15 protein-coding genes and 1 pseudogene are annotated in these 19,240 nt (G+C 67.2%); 6 read left to right on the top strand and 10 right to left on the bottom strand.

Translation table 11 applies throughout. The features are described 5' to 3' along the window. From H3O04_RS23435 to H3O04_RS23420, 4 genes are all read right to left on the bottom strand, one after another. On the bottom strand, positions 1-150 hold a 150-nt coding region (locus H3O04_RS23435), incomplete at its 3' end, for an FAD-dependent oxidoreductase (protein ID WP_124636892.1). Between the two features lie 36 nt (positions 151-186). After that, the gene (locus H3O04_RS23430) at positions 187-1,977 is read right to left on the bottom strand and encodes an acyl-CoA dehydrogenase (protein ID WP_202588530.1); all 1,791 of its coding nucleotides are present in this window, start codon (positions 1,975-1,977) and stop codon (positions 187-189) included. Between the two features lie 404 nt (positions 1,978-2,381). After that, positions 2,382-3,542 (bottom strand): AraC family transcriptional regulator, encoded by a 1,161-nt coding sequence (locus tag H3O04_RS23425; RefSeq protein WP_051647813.1) that lies wholly within the window; start codon positions 3,540-3,542, stop codon positions 2,382-2,384. Beyond that, positions 3,542-5,176 (bottom strand): AMP-binding protein, encoded by a 1,635-nt coding sequence (locus H3O04_RS23420; protein ID WP_202588529.1) that lies wholly within the window; start codon positions 5,174-5,176, stop codon positions 3,542-3,544. Before H3O04_RS23420 ends, H3O04_RS23425 begins: the two co-directional genes overlap by 1 nt. Positions 5,177-5,477: 301 nt before the next feature. On the opposite strand from H3O04_RS23420, the gene H3O04_RS23415 reads away from it, so the two are divergent. Both H3O04_RS23415 and H3O04_RS23410 read left to right on the top strand, forming a co-directional pair. Next, on the top strand, positions 5,478-6,269 hold the full coding sequence (locus tag H3O04_RS23415; protein WP_202588528.1) for an HAD-IIB family hydrolase: 792 nt from the start codon (positions 5,478-5,480) through the stop codon (positions 6,267-6,269). A 184-nt stretch (positions 6,270-6,453) separates the two neighbouring features. After that, positions 6,454-7,563, top strand: coding sequence for an AraC family transcriptional regulator (locus H3O04_RS23410; RefSeq protein WP_043888515.1), 1,110 nt, complete (start codon positions 6,454-6,456; stop codon positions 7,561-7,563). A gap of 15 nt (positions 7,564-7,578) precedes the next feature. On the opposite strand, the gene H3O04_RS23405 is transcribed toward H3O04_RS23410, so the two are convergent. Both H3O04_RS23405 and H3O04_RS23400 read right to left on the bottom strand, forming a co-directional pair. Continuing rightward, on the bottom strand, positions 7,579-9,093 hold the full coding sequence (locus H3O04_RS23405) for a sensor histidine kinase (protein ID WP_202588527.1): 1,515 nt from the start codon (positions 9,091-9,093) through the stop codon (positions 7,579-7,581). Next, positions 9,093-9,812, bottom strand: a complete 720-nt coding sequence (locus tag H3O04_RS23400) for a response regulator transcription factor (RefSeq protein ID WP_011545754.1) — start codon at positions 9,810-9,812, stop codon at positions 9,093-9,095. Before H3O04_RS23400 ends, H3O04_RS23405 begins: the two co-directional genes overlap by 1 nt. Before the next feature lie 514 nt (positions 9,813-10,326). Here H3O04_RS23400 and H3O04_RS23395 point away from each other — a divergent pair. The 3 genes and pseudogenes from H3O04_RS23395 to H3O04_RS23385 all read left to right on the top strand — a co-directional run. Further along, positions 10,327-10,944 carry a glutathione S-transferase family protein gene (locus tag H3O04_RS23395; RefSeq protein ID WP_124478445.1) on the top strand — a complete coding sequence of 206 codons (618 nt, stop codon included), beginning with the start codon at positions 10,327-10,329 and terminating at the stop codon, positions 10,942-10,944. Positions 10,945-11,044: 100 nt separating this feature from the next. Next, positions 11,045-13,114, top strand: a complete 2,070-nt coding sequence (locus H3O04_RS23390) for a 2Fe-2S iron-sulfur cluster-binding protein (RefSeq protein ID WP_006481451.1) — start codon at positions 11,045-11,047, stop codon at positions 13,112-13,114. Positions 13,115-13,130: 16 nt separating this feature from the next. Continuing rightward, positions 13,131-13,319, top strand: a pseudogene (locus H3O04_RS23385) (DUF1348 family protein); the annotation flags it as partial. Between the two features lie 77 nt (positions 13,320-13,396). On the opposite strand, the gene H3O04_RS23380 reads toward H3O04_RS23385, so the two are convergent. Continuing rightward, positions 13,397-14,302: a LysR family transcriptional regulator gene (locus tag H3O04_RS23380; RefSeq protein WP_124592497.1), complete on the bottom strand. Its 906-nt coding sequence runs from the start codon at positions 14,300-14,302 to the stop codon at positions 13,397-13,399. A 287-nt stretch (positions 14,303-14,589) separates the two neighbouring features. Next, entirely contained in the window at positions 14,590-15,570 is a 981-nt protein-coding gene (locus H3O04_RS23375) for a cupin domain-containing protein (RefSeq protein WP_034175553.1), read from the bottom strand. 122 nt (positions 15,571-15,692) lie between these two features. Here H3O04_RS23375 and H3O04_RS23370 point away from each other — a divergent pair, with 122 nt between their 5' ends. Beyond that, a complete protein-coding gene (locus H3O04_RS23370) occupies positions 15,693-16,229 on the top strand; it encodes a carboxymuconolactone decarboxylase family protein (RefSeq protein ID WP_202588526.1) in 537 nt (178 codons plus the stop codon). Between the two features lie 135 nt (positions 16,230-16,364). Here H3O04_RS23370 and H3O04_RS23365 read toward each other — a convergent pair whose 3' ends face one another. Further along, on the bottom strand, positions 16,365-18,446 hold the full coding sequence (locus H3O04_RS23365) for a bifunctional diguanylate cyclase/phosphodiesterase (RefSeq protein WP_006481456.1): 2,082 nt from the start codon (positions 18,444-18,446) through the stop codon (positions 16,365-16,367). A 236-nt stretch (positions 18,447-18,682) separates the two neighbouring features. After that, positions 18,683-19,240 (bottom strand): porin (locus H3O04_RS23360; RefSeq protein WP_202588525.1); only part of this gene is annotated, 558 nt, incomplete at its 5' end.

The following is a 19,240-nucleotide window of genomic DNA, read 5'->3' as shown; positions in this document are numbered from 1 at the left end:
GCACACGCCGATCTCGGTGCCTTTCTCGGCGGCCAGCTGCTTGAGCCGGATCGCGGCAGACAGCCCGGCCGGGCCGCCGCCGACGATCACGACGTCGTATTCCATCGATTCGCGCGGGCCGTATTGCGCGAGCAAGTCCTGTGTGGTCAAAATCCTGTCTCCTGCTGCGTCCCGACCGTCAGTGGGTCAGAACTGGTCTTCCGTCAACGCGAGCACGCTCTCGTTGCCCTTCGCGCCGACGATCGACGCCTCGAGTGCGCCCGCCTGCACCAGCACGTGCTCCGCATAGCATTGCGCGATCGCGATCTTCGCGTCGAAGAACGCAACGTCGCTCGCACGGTTCGCGTGAGCGGCCAGCAGCGCGCGCGCCATTTGCCATCCGCACAGCACGACGCCCGCGAGCTTCAGGTACGGCACGCTGCCCGCGAACACCGCATTCGGGTCCTGCTTCGCGTTCGCCAGCACGTAGTCCACCACCGACGACAGCGAGCGTGCGCCCTTCTCCAGCTGCGCCTTCATCGAGGCGGCCGCCGCGCCGTCCAGCTTGCCGAGCGCCGCGACGGTCTCGCCGATCTCGGAGATCAGCGCCTTGGCAACCGCGCCACCGTCGCGCAGCGTCTTGCGGCCGACGAGGTCGTTCGCCTGGATCGCGGTCGTGCCTTCGTAGATCGCGAGAATCCGTGCATCGCGGTAGTACTGCGCGGCGCCGGTTTCCTCGATGAAGCCCATCCCGCCGTGCACCTGCACGCCCAGGCTCGCCACGTCGTTCACCATCTCCGTGCTCCAGCCCTTCACGACCGGCACCAGATATTCGTAGATGGCCTGATGACGCGCGCGCGTCGCCTCGTCCGGATGGCGGTGGGCAATGTCGCTGTGCGCGGCGGCCACATAGGCCAGCGCCCGCGCGCCTTCGGTCAGCGCACGCATCGTGCCCAGCATCCGGCGCACGTCCGGGTGATGGATGATCGTCACCGACTGCTTGGCCGAGCCATCCACCGGGCGACTCTGCACGCGTTCCTTCGCGAATTCGGCCGCCTTCTGGTACGCGCGGTCGGCCACGCCGATCCCCTGCATCCCGACCCCGAAGCGCGCCGCGTTCATCATGATGAACATGTATTCGAGGCCGCGATTTTCCTCGCCCACGAGATAGCCGATCGCGCCGCCGTGGTCGCCGTATTGCAGCACCGCCGTCGGGCTCGCCTTGATCCCGAGCTTGTGCTCGATCGACACGCAGTGCACGTCGTTGCGCGCACCGAGCGAGCCGTCGTCGTTGACCATGAACTTCGGCACGATGAACAGCGAGATGCCCTTCACGCCTTCCGGCGCGTTCGGCGTGCGCGCCAGCACCAGGTGGACGATGTTGTCCGCCATGTCGTGCTCGCCCCACGTGATGAAGATCTTGGTGCCGAACACCTTGTAGGTGCCGTCGCCCTGCGGCTCCGCGCGCGAGCGCACCAGCGCGAGGTCGGAGCCGGCCTGCGGCTCGGTCAGGTTCATCGTGCCGGTCCATTCGCCGGAGATCAGCTTCGGCACGTAGCGCTGCTTCTGCTCGTCGGTACCGGCCGTCAGCAGCGCCTCGATCGCGCCGTCGGTGAGCAGCGGACACAGCGCGAACGACAGGTTCGACGCGTTCAGCATCTCGATGCACGGCGTCGCGATCAGCTTCGGCAACCCCTGGCCATCGTATTCGGCCGGATGCTGCAGCCCCTGCCAGCCGCCTTCGACGAACTGGCGGAACGCTTCGCCGAAGCCCGGCGTCGCGGTCACGACGCCATCCTTCCAGCTGCTCGGGTTGCGGTCGCCTTCGACGTTCAGCGGCGCCAGCACCTCGCCGCAGAATTTCGCGGACTCGTCGAGCACGGCCTGCGCCGTGTCGTAACCGGCATCCTCGAAACCCGGCAACTGCGCAACGGCGTCGATGCCCGCGAGTTCCTTCAGCACGAACAGCATGTCCTTGACGGGGGCGTTATAGCTCATGGTCGATGTTCCAATCAGGCGGTGAATAGGGCGCCGGGGGTACGGTACGGCAAAACCGGCCAGAACCGGCGACGTGATGGGCCATCCTAACGCCGGGGTGCCGGATTTTCATTGTCATATCCGGCCCACATGGTGACAAAATCGGCCACGTCGCGCGCGGGCGGCGCCCCCCGCATGCGGCGGAGAAGCCCGTCTGGCGGGCGTCAGCGCCCGATTTGCCCGCATCGGAAATCGCGATAAAGCGCGCCAAAAAAGCGATCAAGCGCGCGCCCGCCTGCCCGGCTCGAGCAGCAAAGGGGCGCCGGTTATGGGAGTGTCCGCCGAAAAAACGGCCATGAAAACCGCAAGGGAGCCGCTTATGGGATTCGATCCGGAAAGCTGCGACTTACCGCCCCGCGCCCGCGTCACGCCCGACGCCGGTACGTCCCCGGCGTACTCCCCGTCCAGTGCCGGAACGCGCGATGAAACGCGCTCGGATCGTCGAAGCCGATATCGGCGCCGATCGCCGCGATCGTGTCCGGCGTGTCGGTCAGCCGCTGGATCGCGATATCGCGCCGCAGCTCGTCCTTCAGCACCTGGAACGTCGTCCCTTCGGCGGCCAGGTGACGGCTCAGCGTGCGCACCGAACAATGCAGGTGCTCGGCCGCCTGGTCGATCACGGGCAGATCCGGCAGCGCGGCCGACAGGTACTGCCGCACGCGGTGGCACACGAGCTGTTCGCTGAACGATTCGAAGATCCAGTCGCCGGGCGCACGCGCGAGGAACTTGCTCAGGTTGCGCTTGCTCTGCCGGATCGGCGCGTCGAGATAATCGGCGCTGAAGCGCATCAGCGTGCGCGCGCAGTCGAACTGCACGGCGCCGGTGAAGAAGTACAGGTGATCGACCGCATGGCGCGGCCGCGGGCACGCGAACTCGATCTGCAGCAGCGGGATCTTCTGGCCGATCAGCCAGGAGCACACGCCGTGCACGAGCTTGAGCATCAGCTCCTGGCCGAGCGCGCCGATCGGCCCAATGGCGTCGTTCGGGCGCAGCAGCACCTGCGCGACGAGATCGTCGCGCTTCGATTCGACGAAGAAGTCGTCGAGCAGGATATGGAAGAATTGCCCGAAACGATGCAGCGCCGTTTCGAGGTTGCGCGCATCGAGCAGGCTCAGGCACAGGTACTTCAGCGTGCCGCCGCGCAGCGGCCGCGAGAAGATGCCGGGCATCTCGTCGTCGAGGTCGATCGCGAGCGTGCGGTACAGCGTCGAGAACTGCTCCTCCGTCACGCGCGCATGCGGCTCGCCGAGCAGCTCGATCGGAATGCCGGCGCCGCGCAGGTAGCGCTCGACCACGTCGCGCTGCACGCCCGCGCTCGCGAGAAAGCCGTTGACGAGCGAGATCGGCACCGTCGCGCTCGGCGAAGGCAGCGCACGCCCGGGCCGGGCGGAAAGTGAATCTGAGCCGGTCATCGCGTCCCCGTCGATCGAACCGAGCGCATTGTACTTGAGCGGCCCGCGCGCCACCTTCGGGGTCGTCGGCGCACCGAGCCGCGCAGCCGAGGCCGCGCGGCGCGTCGTCTTCATCAGTCGGTGCGGCTGAGTTCCCGGCGCAGGATCTTGCCGACCGTCGACTTCGGCAGCCGGTCGACGAAGCGCACGAGCTTCGGCACCTTGTACGCGGCCAGGCTCGCGCGGCAATGCGCGACGAGTTGCGCTTCCGTCACGTCGGCGTCCGGCGCGAGCACCACGAACAGCTTGACGGCCTCGCCCGTGCGCGGGTCCGGCACGCCGATGCACGCGCATTCCGCGACGCCCGGCAGCGCGGTCGCGACCGCTTCCACTTCGTTCGGGTACACGTTGAAGCCGGACACGATGATCATGTCCTTCTTGCGGTCGACGATCCGCAGGAAGCCGGCCGCGTCGAACATGCCGACGTCGCCGGTGCGGAAATAGCCGTCCGCCGTGAACGCGGCCGCATTCGCGTCCGGTTTCTGCCAGTAGCCGCTCATCACCTGCGGCCCCTTCACGCAGATCTCGCCCGCTTCGCCGATCGCCACCTCGCGATCCTGGTCGTCGAGCAGCTTCACGTCGGTCGACGGCAACGGCAGGCCCGTGGTGCCCGTGAACCGGTCGATCGCCTGCGGGTTGAACGACACGACCGGCGACGTTTCCGACAGCCCGTAGCCTTCGCGGATGAAGTTGCCGGTCACCGCCTTCCAGCGCGACGAGATCACGTCGATCACCGCCGCGCCGCCGCCGGCCGACAGCTTCAGCCGCGACCAGTCGACCTCCTTCAGCCGCGGATGGCCGGCAAGCCCCGCGTACAGCGTGTTCACGCCGACGAACACCGTCGGCCGCGCGGCCTTCAGCACGTCGATGAACCCGTCCATGTCGCGCGGGTTCGCGACGAGCCAGTTCTGCGCGCCGATCGCGAAGTAGGACAGGAAGTTCACCGTCAGCGCGAAGATGTGATACAGCGGAATCGCCGTGACGACGACTTCCTCGCCCGGCCGGCGTGCATCCGACACGATCGCCGCGAACTGCGCGATGTTCGCGACGAGGTTGCGATGCGACAGCGCCGCGCCCTTCGACAAGCCGGTCGTGCCGCCCGTGTATTGCAGCAGCAACAGGTCCGCGCCGCTCAGCGCGACCGGCTCGCACGCGAGCGATTCGCCGGCGGCAAGGGCTTGCGCGAGCGCGGTCGAACCCGGCGGCAGCGCGTCGCACGTGCCGGCCGGCGCATCGACGACGCCGAGATCCTCGCGCCCCACGCTCAGCACGGTGCGCACGCGCGTGCGGCCGACCACGTCGGCGAACGTGCCCATCGACCCGCCGCAGACGACCGCCACCTCGACCCCCGCGTCGTTGAGCTGATGCTCGAGCTCGCGCGCGGTGTAGTGCGGATTCACGTTGACCTGAATCGCGCCGATCTTCGCGACGGCGACGAACACGACCGGGAACGCGAGCACGTTGGGCAGCATCACGGCCACGCGATCGCCCTTGCGCACGCCGACCACCTGTTGCAGATACGCGGCCAGCGCGGTCGACAGGCGCTCGACGTCGGCATAGGTGAGCGTGCGGCCGAACGCATGGAACGCCGGACGATCGGCGAAGCGGCGCATCGCGTCGTCCAGCAGCGCGCTGACGGAAGGATGGCGATCGGCGTCGATCTCGGCGGGGATCGAGCCATACGACCCGATCCAGTGTCTCTTCGTCATGTCTCACTCCTCTTTGGACGGCACGCCAGCCTGCGTACCGTTCGCACGGCGGCCTGCACGCCCGAAGGACGCGGGCCGCCGCCTGACCGGCGACTATCGCCCGCGCGACGCGCTTTGCAAATGATCCGGGCGGCCGAAAACATGATCGAAACGGACACGCGCGCACGCCGGCGTGTCCCGGCAACCCCGCCGGACGCCGCCACGCGCATATTCCCGGGCGCGAATTGCAAAGCAGCAAGCGGCATGGCGCGGCGTGCCGCCGTTCCTCATAATCGACGACCGTCCCTCATTCGCCCAGACCATGCAGCCGCTCGCCCTGGCCCCCGCCGACACCTTCTCGTCCGTTCGATTCCTGCTGACCGACATGGACGAAACGCTGACCCATCGCGGTCGTCTGGCCGCGCAGACCTATGCGGCGCTCGAGCGGCTGCAGACGCGCGGCATCCGCGTGATTCCGGTCACCGCCGCGCCGGCCGGCTGGTGCGACCAGATGGCGCGAATGTGGCCGGTCGACGGCGTGATCGCGGAGAACGGCGGGCTCTTCATCCGGCGCGGCGCGGACGGACACGGCGCCGAGCGCCGTTACTGGCATGCGGACGATGCACTCGACGACGCGCGCGACGCGCTCCGGCGCATCGCGCAGCATGTCGGGAAGGCCGTCCCCGCCGCCCGCCACGCGGACGACCAGGACTTCCGCCTGACGTCGCTCGCGTACGCCCGCAGCGGCGGCGACCACGACCAGCGGATTCTCGACGCGCTGATCGAGGCCGGCGCGGACGCGACCATCAACAACCTGTGGGTGATCGGCTGGGTCGGCGGGTACGACAAGCTGTCGATGTCGCTGCGCGTGCTGGCGGATACGTTCGGCGTCGATGCCGGTGCGGCGCCCGGTTGCGTCGCCTATTCGGGCGACTCCACGAACGACGCGCCGATGTTCGGCCATTTCGCGCATACGGCCGGCATGAGTACCGTGGTCGAGTATCTGCCGCAGTTGCCCGCGCTGCCGCGCTGGATCACGCAAGGCCCGGGCGGCAGCGGCTTCGTCGAATTCGCCGACGCGATCCTGCGCGCGCATCCCGGCGATCGGGGCTGACTGCCCCGCGGAGCAGTACGTGGAGCCGCCTCGCGAACCCGTTCGCGCGGCAGGCAGGCGTCTTCCAGCCCGGGTGATGCCGCGTGGCGCCGGCGTGTATCAGGGTGAACCCGGTGGCGGATGGGACCGTTCCCGCGCAGAATTGCGTGCCGTCAACGATATCGATTCGGACGCAGAACCCGCCATGCCGCGCAGTGCGCTCTTGAAACCGACCGACGCCCGTCCCGGCCGTCCCGCCCGGCTGCCGGACGCCGCTTCCGCCCACGCATTGCGCGAGCAGCGCTTCACGCCGGCCAAGCTGGCCGTGCTGGTGGACGTGGCCGCACAAGCCGGCCTCGACCCGGCGACGGTGCTCGCCGGCACCGGCCTCGCGCCGGCCGACGTCGCGGACCCGTTTGCGCTCACGTCGCCGCTGCAGTTCCTGACGGCCGCGCGCAATGCGGTCGGCCGGTACGACGGCACCGATCTCGGCGTGCGCGTCGGCCGCCGGCTGCACGCGTCGAGCTACGGCATGTACGGCTACGCGATGCTGTGCTCGGAATCGCTCGCGCATGCGTTCGATTCCGCCGTCAAGTATCACCGGCTCGCGAACGGCATGCTGCCGATCCGCTGGGTCGAACAGGGCGATACCGCATCGTGGCTGTTCCCGGACCGGCACGAAGTCGCGCTGCCCGATCTCGACGAGCCGCTGTACCGTTTCCTGATCGACATGCAGTTCGCGCTGCACGTGACGATCATCAAGGACGTGATGGGCGGATGGTGCGTGCCGGCGCGCGCGCAGTTCGCGCAGCCGCGGCCGCCGCACGGCGCGCTGCTGGCCGACGCGCTCGAATGCCCGATCGCGTTCGACCAGCCGCATCACGTGCTCAGCTATCCGGCGGCGTGGCTCGCGCGCGCGCCGCAGCTCGCGAACCCGATCACCGCCGCGCAGGTGTCGTCGCACTGCGCGCAGTTGCTCGACGAATTGCGCAGCCAGTCGGGCATCACGCGGCGCGTCTACGAGGAACTCACCCGCACGCCGGGACAATTCCCGGACATCGACGCGATCGCCGAGATCCTGTGCATGACGTCGCGCACGCTGCGCCGCAAGCTCGAAGCCGAAGGCACGTCGTACAGCGAACTGCTGACGAGCGTGCGCAAGGCGCTCGCGATCGACTACCTCAGCACGACCACGCTCAGCACCGAGGACATCGCGCTGACCCTCGGCTTCAGCGATGCCGTGGGATTTCGCCACGCGTTCAAGCGCTGGACCGGCACGACGCCGAGCGACGTGCGGCGCAAGCGCGGCGGATGACGCCGCCGCTCGCGCTCAGCGTGCGTCGCCCGCCGCCGGTGACGCGACCGCCAGCGCAAACTCGAACACCGCGCCGCGCCCGGGCCGGTCGACGAGCCGGATGCCGCTGCCGTTGAGCGCGAGCATCCGGTGCACGATCAACAGGCCGAGCCCGCCGCTCGTCACCGTGCCGCCGCCCGTCGGCCGCTGCGGCCGCTGGAACAGCCCTTCTCGCCGCGCCGCCGGAATCCCCTCCCCGGTATCCGACACGGTCACGATCACGCGGTCGCCCTGCGGCTCCAGCGCGATCTCGATCTCGCCATGCGAAGGCGTGTGCCGCAGCGCGTTGTCGAGCAGGTTGGTCAGCACGCGCTCGATCATCCCGAGATCGGCCGACACCACCGGCACGCGCGGCGGAATCCGCGCATGCAGCGCGACGCCGCGCGATTGCGCGGCCAGCTCGAATTTCTGGAACACGTCCTGCACGAGATCGACGAGCGAGAACGGCTCGCGCTCGGCCTGCGCGCCGCCCGATTCGAGCCGCGCGAGCTCGAACAGCGCCTGCGCGAGCCGTCCGACCTTCGCGCTCTGCGCGAGCGCGATCGACAGGTAGCGCCGCCGTTCGGGCTCGGGCAGCGTGTCGGCTTTCAGCGACAGCGTCTCCAGATAACCGTGCAGCGACGTGAGCGGCGTACGCAGGTCATGGGAAATGTTCGTGATCAGTTCGCGCCGCTGCTGGTCCTGGCGCGTCAGCGCGCGCCACTGATCGCCGATCCGGTCGGCCATCTGCGCGAACGCGGATTCGAGCACCGCGATGTCGTCGCCGCGCTGGCCCGGCGGCAAGCGCAGCACCGGCGGCGGCGGCGTGTCGGGCGTACCCGGCGCGCCAGGCGCACCGTTCGCGTCGAAGGCGCGCATCGCGGCCGTCAGCCGGCGCAGCGGGCGCGTGATGAAACTGAATGCGACGAGGCCCGCGAGCAGGCCGAGCAGCGCGACGATCGCCATCGACCACAGCGTCGTGCGCAGCACGTTGCCGGCGTCGACGCGCGCGGCGAGCCGGTCATGCGCCTCGCCGAGCAGCACCACGTAGATGTAGCCCGACGGCGGCTGCCCCGCGCGCTGCAGCGGCGCGGCGCTGAACACCTTGCGCGCGTTCGGGCTGCGCGGATCGTCGCCGAGGATCGGCAGCGGCTGGCCCGCGATGAAACGCTGCACGGGCGCGAGATCGACGCGGTCGCGCTTCACGTGGCCCGGCGGCGCATCGTCACCCTTGATGCGCCCCGCGTTGTCGAGCAGGTACACCTCGACGCTCGGGTTCACGCCCATCAACTGGCCGAACAGCGTGCGCACTGCGTCGGGGCGCAGCCCGTTCGCGTCCATCAGCGGCGCGCTGTTGGCGATGTTCGTGGCCAGGTCGCGCGACAGCGCCTGCACGACCTCCTTCTCGCGCATGTCGTTCGCACGGATCTGCAGCCATGCCGACGCGCCCGAGCACGCGATCAGCAGGATCGAGAACACGAGCGACAGCCGCCGGGTGAGCGTGAGTTTCATCACGCGTCCCGCTGGCCCGGCGCGGCGAGCTTGTAGCCGCGCCCCCACACGGTGAGGATGCGCACCGGCTCGGCCGGATCGGCCTCGATCTTCGCGCGCAACCGGTTGATGTGGGTGTTGACCGTATGTTCGTAGCCTTCGTGCTGATAGCCCCACACCGCATTGAGCAGGTCCATCCGCGAGAACACCTTGCCCGGGTGCCGCGCGAAGAAATACAGCAGGTCGAATTCGCGCGGCGTGAGGTCGAGGCGCGCGCCGTCGACGCTCGCCTCGCGTGCGATCGGGTCGATCGCCAGCCCCGCGACGTCGAGCGTGCCCGCGTCGATCCGCGAATCGCGTGCGAGCGCATCGACGCGCCGCAGCAGCGCCTTCACGCGCGCGACGAGTTCGAGCACCGAGAACGGTTTCGCGAGGTAGTCGTCGGCGCCGAGTTCGAGGCCGAGGATGCGATGCACCTCGCTCGACCGCGCGCTCGTGATGATGATCGGCGTATAGCGCGTCATCGCCCGGGCCCGTCGGCAAATCTCGAGGCCGTCGACGCCCGGCAGCATCAGGTCGAGGATCAGCGCGTCCCAGTTGCCCTGTTCGAGCAGGCGCAACCCTTCGGCGCCGTCCGCGCTGTGCACGACCTCGTAGCGCTCGTCGCGCAGGTGCAGGCTCAGCACGTCGGCGATGTCGGCGTCGTCCTCGACGATCAGGATGCGTTTCGGTTGGTCCATGGCGGTGGATGGCGGCGCGTCGGAGCGGGGTTCGATAATGGCGGTCGACGGGCGATCGGCCCGGGTCGAATCGCGGCGGAAGGCCGCGCTGCCGTCATTGTGCAAAATTTTGCGGCGGAGAGTGATCACATTTCGTTTAATTTTGGATCGTGCTCCTGATGTAAGCCAATGTCCGCAAGGCTTCCCACTCCGCCCCCCTCACACTCGATTCCGCGCGTCCCCGCACGAATACTCGATCGACGCCGAAAGGCGGCCGCCAGATGCCGCGTGCCACCTTGCCCCGGTGCGGACACACCGGTCATGTGCCGTGCAGCCGTCGACGCGTTCCTCGAGGCGGCCGCAAGCGCGCCGGCCGGCAACGCGCCGGCGGTGCAACCTCAGCTTTCGTCCGACTATTCTCGAAACGAGAACGATCCATTCTCCGCGGCGGGGATTCTGTCGCAACCGTCGAGTTTCTACACTTGCCGCAAGCGATGAGACCTGCTCATCGCACCCCGCCCAAAAGGAAACCGTCATGAAGCTCTACGTTCACCCGCTTTCCGGTCATTCGCACCGCGCACGCCTGCTCATCTCGCTGCTCGGCATCGAACACGAACTGATTGAAGTCGACCTGGCCGCCGGCGCGCACAAGTCGCCTGAATTTCTGGCGCTGAACCGCTTCGGTCAGGTGCCGGTGCTGGTCGACGGGGAAACCGTGATTGCCGATTCGAATGCCATTCTCGTGTATCTCGCCCGCACGTCGGGCAACAGCGACTTCCTCCCGCAATCGCCGGTGCAGGAAGCCGCCGTGCAGCGCTGGTTGTCCGTCGCGGCCGGCGAGATCGCATTCGGCCCGGCCGCCGCTCGGCTCATCACGGTCTTCGGTGCGAAGTTCGACGCCGACGAAGTGATCGCCCGCGCGCATCGCATCCTCGCGCTCATCGACGCCGAACTCGCGGGGCGCGACTTCATCGTCGGGTCGAAGCCCACCATCGCCGACGTCGCGTTGTATGGCTACATTGCCCGCGCACCCGAAGGCAATGTGGACCTGTCGGGCTATTCGAACGTCGCGACGTGGCTGCGCCGCATCGAGGCGTTGCCGGGTTTCGTCGAGTTCGTGAAGACGCCGGTCGGGCTCGCGGCGGCTGCGTGAGCGAGGCCGGCCCGTTGCCCGCGCGGTGCCGGCGGGCGACACCGGCGCGTCAAGGGGCGCCGTGCGCGTCATTGTGCAGATTCTGTCCGGGAGACACATCGTGAGCACGATATCGAATGAAGCAAGCTCGCCGTGGCATCGGGGCGAACTCGAGCTGCAGGAAAAGACGGGCGTCATGCAGAAGATGGACAGCGTGGGACGACGCTTCGTCAGGAACCACATGCCCGACCAACATCGGGCGTTCTTCGCGCAGTTGCCCTTTGTCGTCGTCGGTGCGGTGGCCGACGACGGCGATGTATGGGCGACGTTCGCATTCGGCCGCCCCGGCTTCATGCAGTCGCCGAACGACAAGCGCCTGCGCATCGACACCGTATTCGATCCGCACGATCCGGCTGCCAGCGGCACGCACGACGGCGCGGCGATCGGCCTGCTCGGCATCGAACTGCATACGCGGCGTCGCAATCGCCTGAACGGCGTGATCCGTCGCGGCGAGACGCACGCATTCGATCTCGACGTCGTGCAGAGCTTCGGCAACTGCCCGCAATACATCCAGTTGCGCGATTTCGCCTTCGTACGCGAACCCGATACGTTCTCCGCGATCGCACCGGAGCAAAGCGATCGGCTCGACGATCGCGCCCGCGCGATCATCGCGGCTGCCGACACGCTGTTCGTCGCGTCCTACGTCGGCGACGGCGCCGAGCGTCAGGTCGACGTTTCGCATCGCGGCGGCAAGGCGGGGTTCGTGCGCATCGGCGACGACGGCGTGCTGACGATCCCGGATTTCGCCGGCAACCTGTTCTTCGCGACACTCGGCAATTTTCGGGTCAATCCGCGCGCGGGCATCGTGTTCGCCGACTTCGAAACCGGCGACGTATTGCAGATGACCGGTGAAGCCGAAGTCGACCTCGATTCGCCCGAGATCGCCGCCTTTCAGGGCGCGGAGCGACTGTGGCGCTTCAAGCCGCGCCGCGTGGTTTTTCGCGCCGGCGCACTGCCGTTGCGCTGGACGTTCCGCGCGGAAGGCTGGTCGCCCAACTCGCTGATGACGGGGAGCTGGGACGAGGCCGCGAGCCGCCTGAGCGCCGCCGAACTGGCGCGGGCGTGGCGTCCGTTCAGGGTCGCAAAAATCACCGACGAGAGCACGCTGATCCGCTCGTTCCAGCTCGACCCCGCGGACGGTGCCGGCTTGGTACCGCACCTGGCGGGCCAGCACGTGCCGATTCGCGTGAACCCGTCGGAAGACGGCGATCCGCTCATTCGGACCTATACGTTGTCGAGCGCGCCGTCGGACGGTGTGTATCGCATCAGTGTAAAGCGCGAAGGCCGCGTGTCGTCGCATCTGCATGACGTGGTGCAGGTCGGTGACAACATCGACGTCCGAGCGCCCGCGGGGCAATTCACGATCGATGCGCTCGAGCGCCGTCCTGCCGTGTTGCTGGCGGCAGGGGTCGGGGTGACGCCGATGCTGGCGATGTTGCGTCACATCGTCTACGAAGGCGCGCGCAAGCGCGGCACGCGCAAGACCTGGTTCTTTCACGCCGCACGCTCCGTGAAGGAGCGCGCGTTCAGTGACGAGATCGGCCAGCTCGCATCGGCGGCGAACGGCGCCGTGAACGTGGTGCGCGTCCTGTCGGACGCGACCGGCGCGCGGGAAGGCGACGAGTTCGACGTCGCGGGCCGCATCGATGCGAACCTGCTGCGCGCCACGCTGCCGTTCGACGACTACGACTTCTATCTGTGCGGACCGTCGGGCTTCATGCAGGCGGTCTATGACGAGCTCCGCGACCTGAACGTGGCGGACCACCGGATCCACGCGGAGCCGTTCGGCCCTTCCGGGCTCAAGCGTCGAGCCGATTCGGGCGCAAGTGCCCCACTGCGCGCGCCGGCGGATACGCCGACACCCGTCGCGTTCGTCAAGTCGGGCAAGGAAGCGCGCTGGCAGCCGGGCAGCGGCTCGCTGCTGGAGCTGGCCGAGGCGCGCGGCCTGACGCCCGAATACGGGTGCCGCGGGGGCAGTTGCGGCACCTGCCGCACCCGGATCGTCGAAGGCGCGGTGACGTATCCGGTCGCGCCGGAATTCAAGGTATCGGACGACGAAGCGCTGATCTGCTGCGCGGTGCCCGCGCATCGCGAATCGGGCGGAGGCGACCGTCTGCTGCTCGACGTGTAATTCTGAACCCTCGTCGCACGACGACGAGCGGAACTGGCATCGCTCATACGGCAACGAGAACTGGGAATTCGGTGACGATGGCCTCATGCATCACCGCCATGCGTGCATCAACGATCTGCCGATCGCCGAGGCCGACCGGAGGCTCTTCTGGCCGCTCGGGCGCAGGCCCGACGATCATCCCGGCCTGAGCGATCTCGGCCTGTAGGGTCCGTTACATACGGAACGTGCATGCGTTGCCACCAGAACGGCCGCGCGCGCGCCGTGCCGACTCGCCGGTGTCAGCTAGGCGGACCACAGCGGCGCTTTGGCTCTCAGCCTTTCGACGCAGAGATCGATGAAGGCGCGCGCTTTCCGGTTCGCGTGCCGGCCCTCCCGATGCACGACATGAACCGGAAGCGGAGCAAGTTCGTGCTCGGCCAGCAGCACGCACAGCGTGCCTTGCGCGAGCTCGTCGACCACCTGATATGACAGCAGGCGCACGATTCCGAGGCCGGCCGTCGCCGCGGCGATCGCGGAATCGTTCGTCGTGGTCAGCAGGCGTGGCTGGATAGGGACGGTGAGCGTCTTGTCCCGCGCACGGAAGCGCCATTCCGGCGCCGGCGTGATGCCCGTCGCCTGAATCGTGACATGAGCCGCGAGATCGTCCGGATGCCGCGGCGTGCCGTGCGCACGTAGATAAGCGGGAGAAGCGCACAGCACGCGGCGTACCTTGCCGACCGGGATCGCCTGCAGCGACGAGTTCGGAAGTTCGCCGATACGCACTGCAACGTCGGCACCTTCATCGACGAGATTCACGACGCGGTCCAGAAACCAGCAGTTGAGATTGACGAAAGGATGATGCTCCAGATACTCGAGCGCGATCGGTGTCACATAGCTCTTGCCGAACAGCACGGGCGCCGTGACGGTGAGCTGGCCGCGTGGCGTATTGCCGGTGCCGGTGGCGGAAAGCTCCGCCGCGTCGATGTCCGCCAGAATTCGCCGGCAGTCTTCGTAAAACGACGCGCCCGCATCGGTGATGCGGACCACGCGCGTCGTCCGCGTCAGAAGCCGCACACCCAGATATTCCTCGAGTTCCGTCATCACGCGGCTGATCACCGACGGCGATACGTTCAGCTTGCGCGCCGCCGATGCGAACCCTTCCGTCTCGACCACCGTGACGAAGGTGGTCATGGCCTGGAGCCTGTCCATGTATGAAAGATATCCGGGTGAAGTGAACCTGTCCGCACGCGCATCGCGCGCATCCATGTCGCCGCATGGCGGCGGCCAGCATAGCAAAATTTCGAATCCGTTCCGCGTGCGAGGTCGGTGCGCGACGATCGTTTCCGTGCATGCACCATGCATCGTCGACGGCTGCGCGGTCGTGGGCCGGCCGCGATGAATTCGACAGCATCGCGAATCCGATCCGCAGGCAGGCGATCGTGCGAACGTCGATCCCGGACGGAACCGGCAGGCGAACGCCGCGCAAGCATCGTGCGTCAGGATGAATGCGCGTCCGGCCCCGCGGTTCTCGACGATCGCATGCGCCACTTCGCCGGCGTCATGCCTACCTGCCGTTTGAACACCCGTTGGAACGCGGCCTCGGATCGATATCCGACCGATTCGCCGATCTCCGCGACGGACATCGTCGTTTGCGCCAGCTTGCGCCCGGCAAGTGCCATGCGGATTTCCGTCAGGACATCGGTTGCCGAGCGGCTGATCGCCTCGTCGAAATGGCGGGCGAACGTCGCGCGCGACATGTGGCACCGCTCGGCCAGCTGTGCGAGTGTCCAAGGCTTTTCTGGCTCGTCGAACATGGCCGCGAGAGCCGGCTGCAGCCGATGACGTTGTGCCAGCGCAAGCAGCCCGCGCGGCGCGTGGTCCGCCTCGGACGCACTGCGCAGGGTCAACGCGAACAGCGCGCCGGACAGATGATCCACGACCGCGGCACTGCCGGCGCGTTGCTCCAGCGCTTCCTCCCGCATCAATTCGATGACCCGCGCCAGCCGCGTGGCTGCAAACGCGGCGTCGCGCGTCGGTCCATCGCCCGCGGTCACGCTGCTCACGAGCAGACGTCGAGGCAGATGGTCGCGCAGCAACTGCTGCGGGACAGCCGGCAGCACGAAGCGCCCGCACAGCACATCGGTGCTCGCGTCGGCGCTGCCGTTCGTCGCAACGGTCAGGCCGTTGCTGTGCCGCTCGCGCGCCGCGCGCGGCGCGTCGCCGCTGCCGTCGTGCAGCCGATGGGCACTGCCGGAGGGAAACACCACGATGTCGCCGGCCTTCATCCGGAGCGTCGGCTCGTCTTCTCCGTGCGTCTCGCACTCGACGACAGCCTCGCCGCGCAACAGTATGTGATAAGGGAGTTCCCACTCGCTCGACTCGGGATGGTCGATGCGCCACGGCGCACCGAAGTGGCACCGCACGTCAAGTCGCCCGGTGACCGGCATCATCGACAGCAATCGGTCGAGCATTTCCATATGAGACGTTTGAGCATGGAGTTGCGGCAGTATGGCATTAAAGAAACCGCCGCGCATCCCTACACTGACTCCCATGCCATACGACATGGCTAACCGTTCAACCATGAAGCAAGGAGTCGATCATGTCCCGTCTCACCACCATTCGCCCTGAAGAGGCAACCGGCGCGACCGCTGAAGTGTTCGCGAAAATCAAGAAGGCTGTCGGCAAGGTGCCCAACGCCTACGCAACCATCGGCACGCAAAGCCCCGAAGCGCTCGGCGCGGCGCTGGCATTCGATGCGGCGGTCGCGGCAAGCACACTCGGCAAGGCCGATATCGAGGTGATCAAGCTGACGGTCAGCGAATACGCGGGATGTGATTACTGCGTGGCCGCTCACACGCTGATGGGCAAGCTGGCAGGCCTGACGAGTGATCAGATGAAGCAGGTGCGCGCAGGCGCGACAACCGGCGACGCCGCGCGGGACGCGCTGGTCGCGTATGTCCGTACGCTCGTCGGCACGCACGGCACGGTTCCCGTTGCGGTCGTCGATGCGGTGCGCGCAGCGGGCTATACGGAACGCCAGCTCATCGAGATCAGTCTCGCCATCGCATCGATCACGTTCACGAACCTCGTCAATCGCGTGAACGATACGAAGCTCGATTTTCCGGCTGTGGCGTAACGGCGCGTCCGTGCGGGGCCTCGGCGACCGATTCCGAATCGTTCATTCGTCGGCCTTCATCGAAACGGAACTTGCCGACGCGCCCGGCACACGGGTGCCTGCATGCGCTACCGCCACGCCGGGAGCGGAAAACGCTCAAATGGTGTTGATCCCGTTGCCGTGCGCGGTCATTTCGACGAAGTGATCCGCCGGCATCGGGCGCCCGAGCAGGAAGCCCTGCAGCGAGTTGCAGCCGAGTTGGGTCAGGAACTGCTGCTGGGCCGTCGTTTCAACGCCCTCCGCGACGATCTTCAGGTCCAGTGCCCGGCCGAGGGCGACGATCGCCGAAATGATCGCGGCGTCTTCGGTATCGTGTTCGAGATCGCGAATGAAGCCGCGGTCGATCTTGAGCTCGCTGGCCGGCAAGCGTTTGAGATACAGCAAGCTTGAATAACCCGTTCCGAAGTCGTCGATGGAAATGCGCACGCCCATGTCGTGAAGCTGCTGCAGGATTCTCAAGCTGGCGTCCGCATCGCGCATCGCGGTCGATTCCGTGATCTCCAGCGTCAGGCAGTGCGGCTCCAGCGCGTGCCGCTGCAAGGTGGCCTCCACGACCCGGATCAGGCTCGCGTGACCGAATTGCAGCGGCGACAGGTTGACGGCCATCGTCCAGTCGGTTCGACCTGCATCGCACCACACGCGCATCTGCCGGCAGGCCTCGTCCAGCACCCACTCGCCGATCGGCACGATCAAGCCGGTCTTTTCCGCAATCGGGATGAACTGATCGGGTGAAATGAGACCGCGCGTCGGGTGCATCCATCGCAACAGCGCCTCGACGCCGATGATCGGTCCGTGCGGGACGTCGAACTTCGGCTGGTAGTGCAGGACCAGTTCACGCCGCTCCAGCGCCAGACGGAGCTCCTGCACGATTTTCAGGTGCTCGCGGACATTCGCGTTCATCGATGCCTCGAAGAAACAGTACGCGTTCCGGCCGAGTGCCTTGGCGTGATACATCGCTGCATCGGCATTGGTCATCAGGTCGCGGAAATCGCTGCCGTTGCCGGGATAGAGCGCAATGCCGATACTGGCCGACACGCGCAATTCGTGTTCGGACACGCGGAACGGTTTCCGGATCACCGCCAATATCTTGTCCGCCACGTCGGCCGCGTCCGCGGGCTCGTCCACCGCCACGGCCAGCACGAATTCGTCGCCCCCCAGGCGGGCAATCGTGTCCTGCGAACGCAGGTTCGCGCCGATGCGCCGCGCCACGTCGACCAGCAACAGATCGCCGACGTGATGACCATAGGCATCGTTGACCGCCTTGAATCCATCGAGGTCCATGAACATCAGCGCGAAGCTTCCGTGCTCGCGGTCGGCACCCTGAATCGCCTGATCGATCCGGTCTTCGAGCAGCACGCGATTGGGGAGCTTGGTGAGGTTGTCGTGCAGCGCCAGATACGTCAATTCCTGGTTGGCTGCGGCCAGTGACGTGGCCAGTACCGCCGTGCGGGCCTCCAGACGCAGGTCGAGGATGGAGACGATCAACGCAATGGCGAGTATGGCCAACGTGGCGACGATGATGACCAGTGCCAGCCAGCCGGCGTCCATGCGCGAGCCGGCTGCCCCGCAGATGCTGCCCAGCGGGAAGCGGGCGGCGGCCATCCCGGTATAGTGCATGCCGGCGATGGCGGCGCCCATCAGGACGGCCGATCCCAGGTTGAGCAGGCGCACGCGCGACGAGTTGGCACGCCGGATGAATACGATCCACAGCACGGCGCCCGATGCGACCACGGCAATCGCGACCGACAGGCAAACGAGCAACGGGTCGTAGCCGATGCCGGGCGACATGCGCATCGACGCCATGCCCGTGTAATGCATGCCCGCTACGCCGGCCCCCATCAACATGGCCCCGCCGCACAGCCGGCGCCACTTCAGCGTGTCCCGGCAGACGAGCCACAGTGCGCCCGTGGAGCAGACGATCGCGATCAGCAACGACAGCAAGGTAATGGCCGGATCGTATCCGAGTGGAATCGGCAACGCGAAAGCGAGCATGCCGACGAAATGCATCGACCAGATGCCCGTGCCCATCACGCAAGCCCCGCCGACCAGCCACCACCGTGCGGCATGCCCCTGAGCGCTCTTGATGCGCCCAGCCATGTCCAGCACGGTGTAGGACGCCAATATGGCAATCAGCAGCGAAAGAAGAACGAGCAACGCGTTATAACTGGTCGGCAGCATTGTTGTTTACAGATCGCTTTCGATTCGGCGACGACGAGACCACGCGTTGCATGGGATCTTCGTGAATTCGTGTGAAGGTTAAGCACAAAAGGAAAGCGGTGCCGAAGGAACGGAATGGTTGTGCGACCAACCAGACGATTCCAGCGACCACCGCTTGCATGGCGGATCATAAACGCGACCTCCCGTTCAGGGAAGGATTTGGCGCTGCGAGGCGTTGGAGGGGATGCGGGCGGGAATCAGAACGTGTGGCGAATGCCCACCGCAAACGTGTTGCCGGTGGGGTGAGCGCTCAGCTTGTCGTAAGCGTAAACCGCGTAGAGGTCCGTCCGTTTCGACAGCAGGTGGTTGTAGCCGACGGACGCGGTATTCCGCAGGCTGCCGGCCGCCGGGGTAGCGCCGGACCGCTTCGTGCGCGCCCACTCCGCGAGCAGGAAATCGGCCGGTGACAACGGGATCGACAAGCCGGCTTCGTAGGTGTGGCTGCCGGTCGGCGTACTCGCGTCGCTCGTCATCGCCCACGCGCCGTAGAGCGTGACGAGCTTGAAGTCGTATGCCGCGCCGGCCAGATAGGCGTACTGCGCGCCGACCGGCCCTGCCGCGGTATACCGCACGCGCTGGCCGGACAACACGGCCGTGAGGCCATGCCCTTGATAGTTCAGGTGAACGCCGAGATTACCGACGCCCGGTGAACCCGCCACGCCGCCAAGACCGTAGATGACGGTGGCGGCGAACCCCTTGAAGTCCGGCGTCGTGTACTTGACGGTGTTGTTCCACACCGTATCGCCGATGATCGT

The organism is Burkholderia sp. KCJ3K979 (assembly GCF_016759955.1).
GTDB classification, from domain to species: Bacteria; Pseudomonadota; Gammaproteobacteria; order Burkholderiales; family Burkholderiaceae; genus Burkholderia; species Burkholderia orbicola.
The sequence above is the reverse complement of the archived record's forward strand: the minus strand, read 5'-3'. Positions and strand labels throughout refer to the sequence as shown.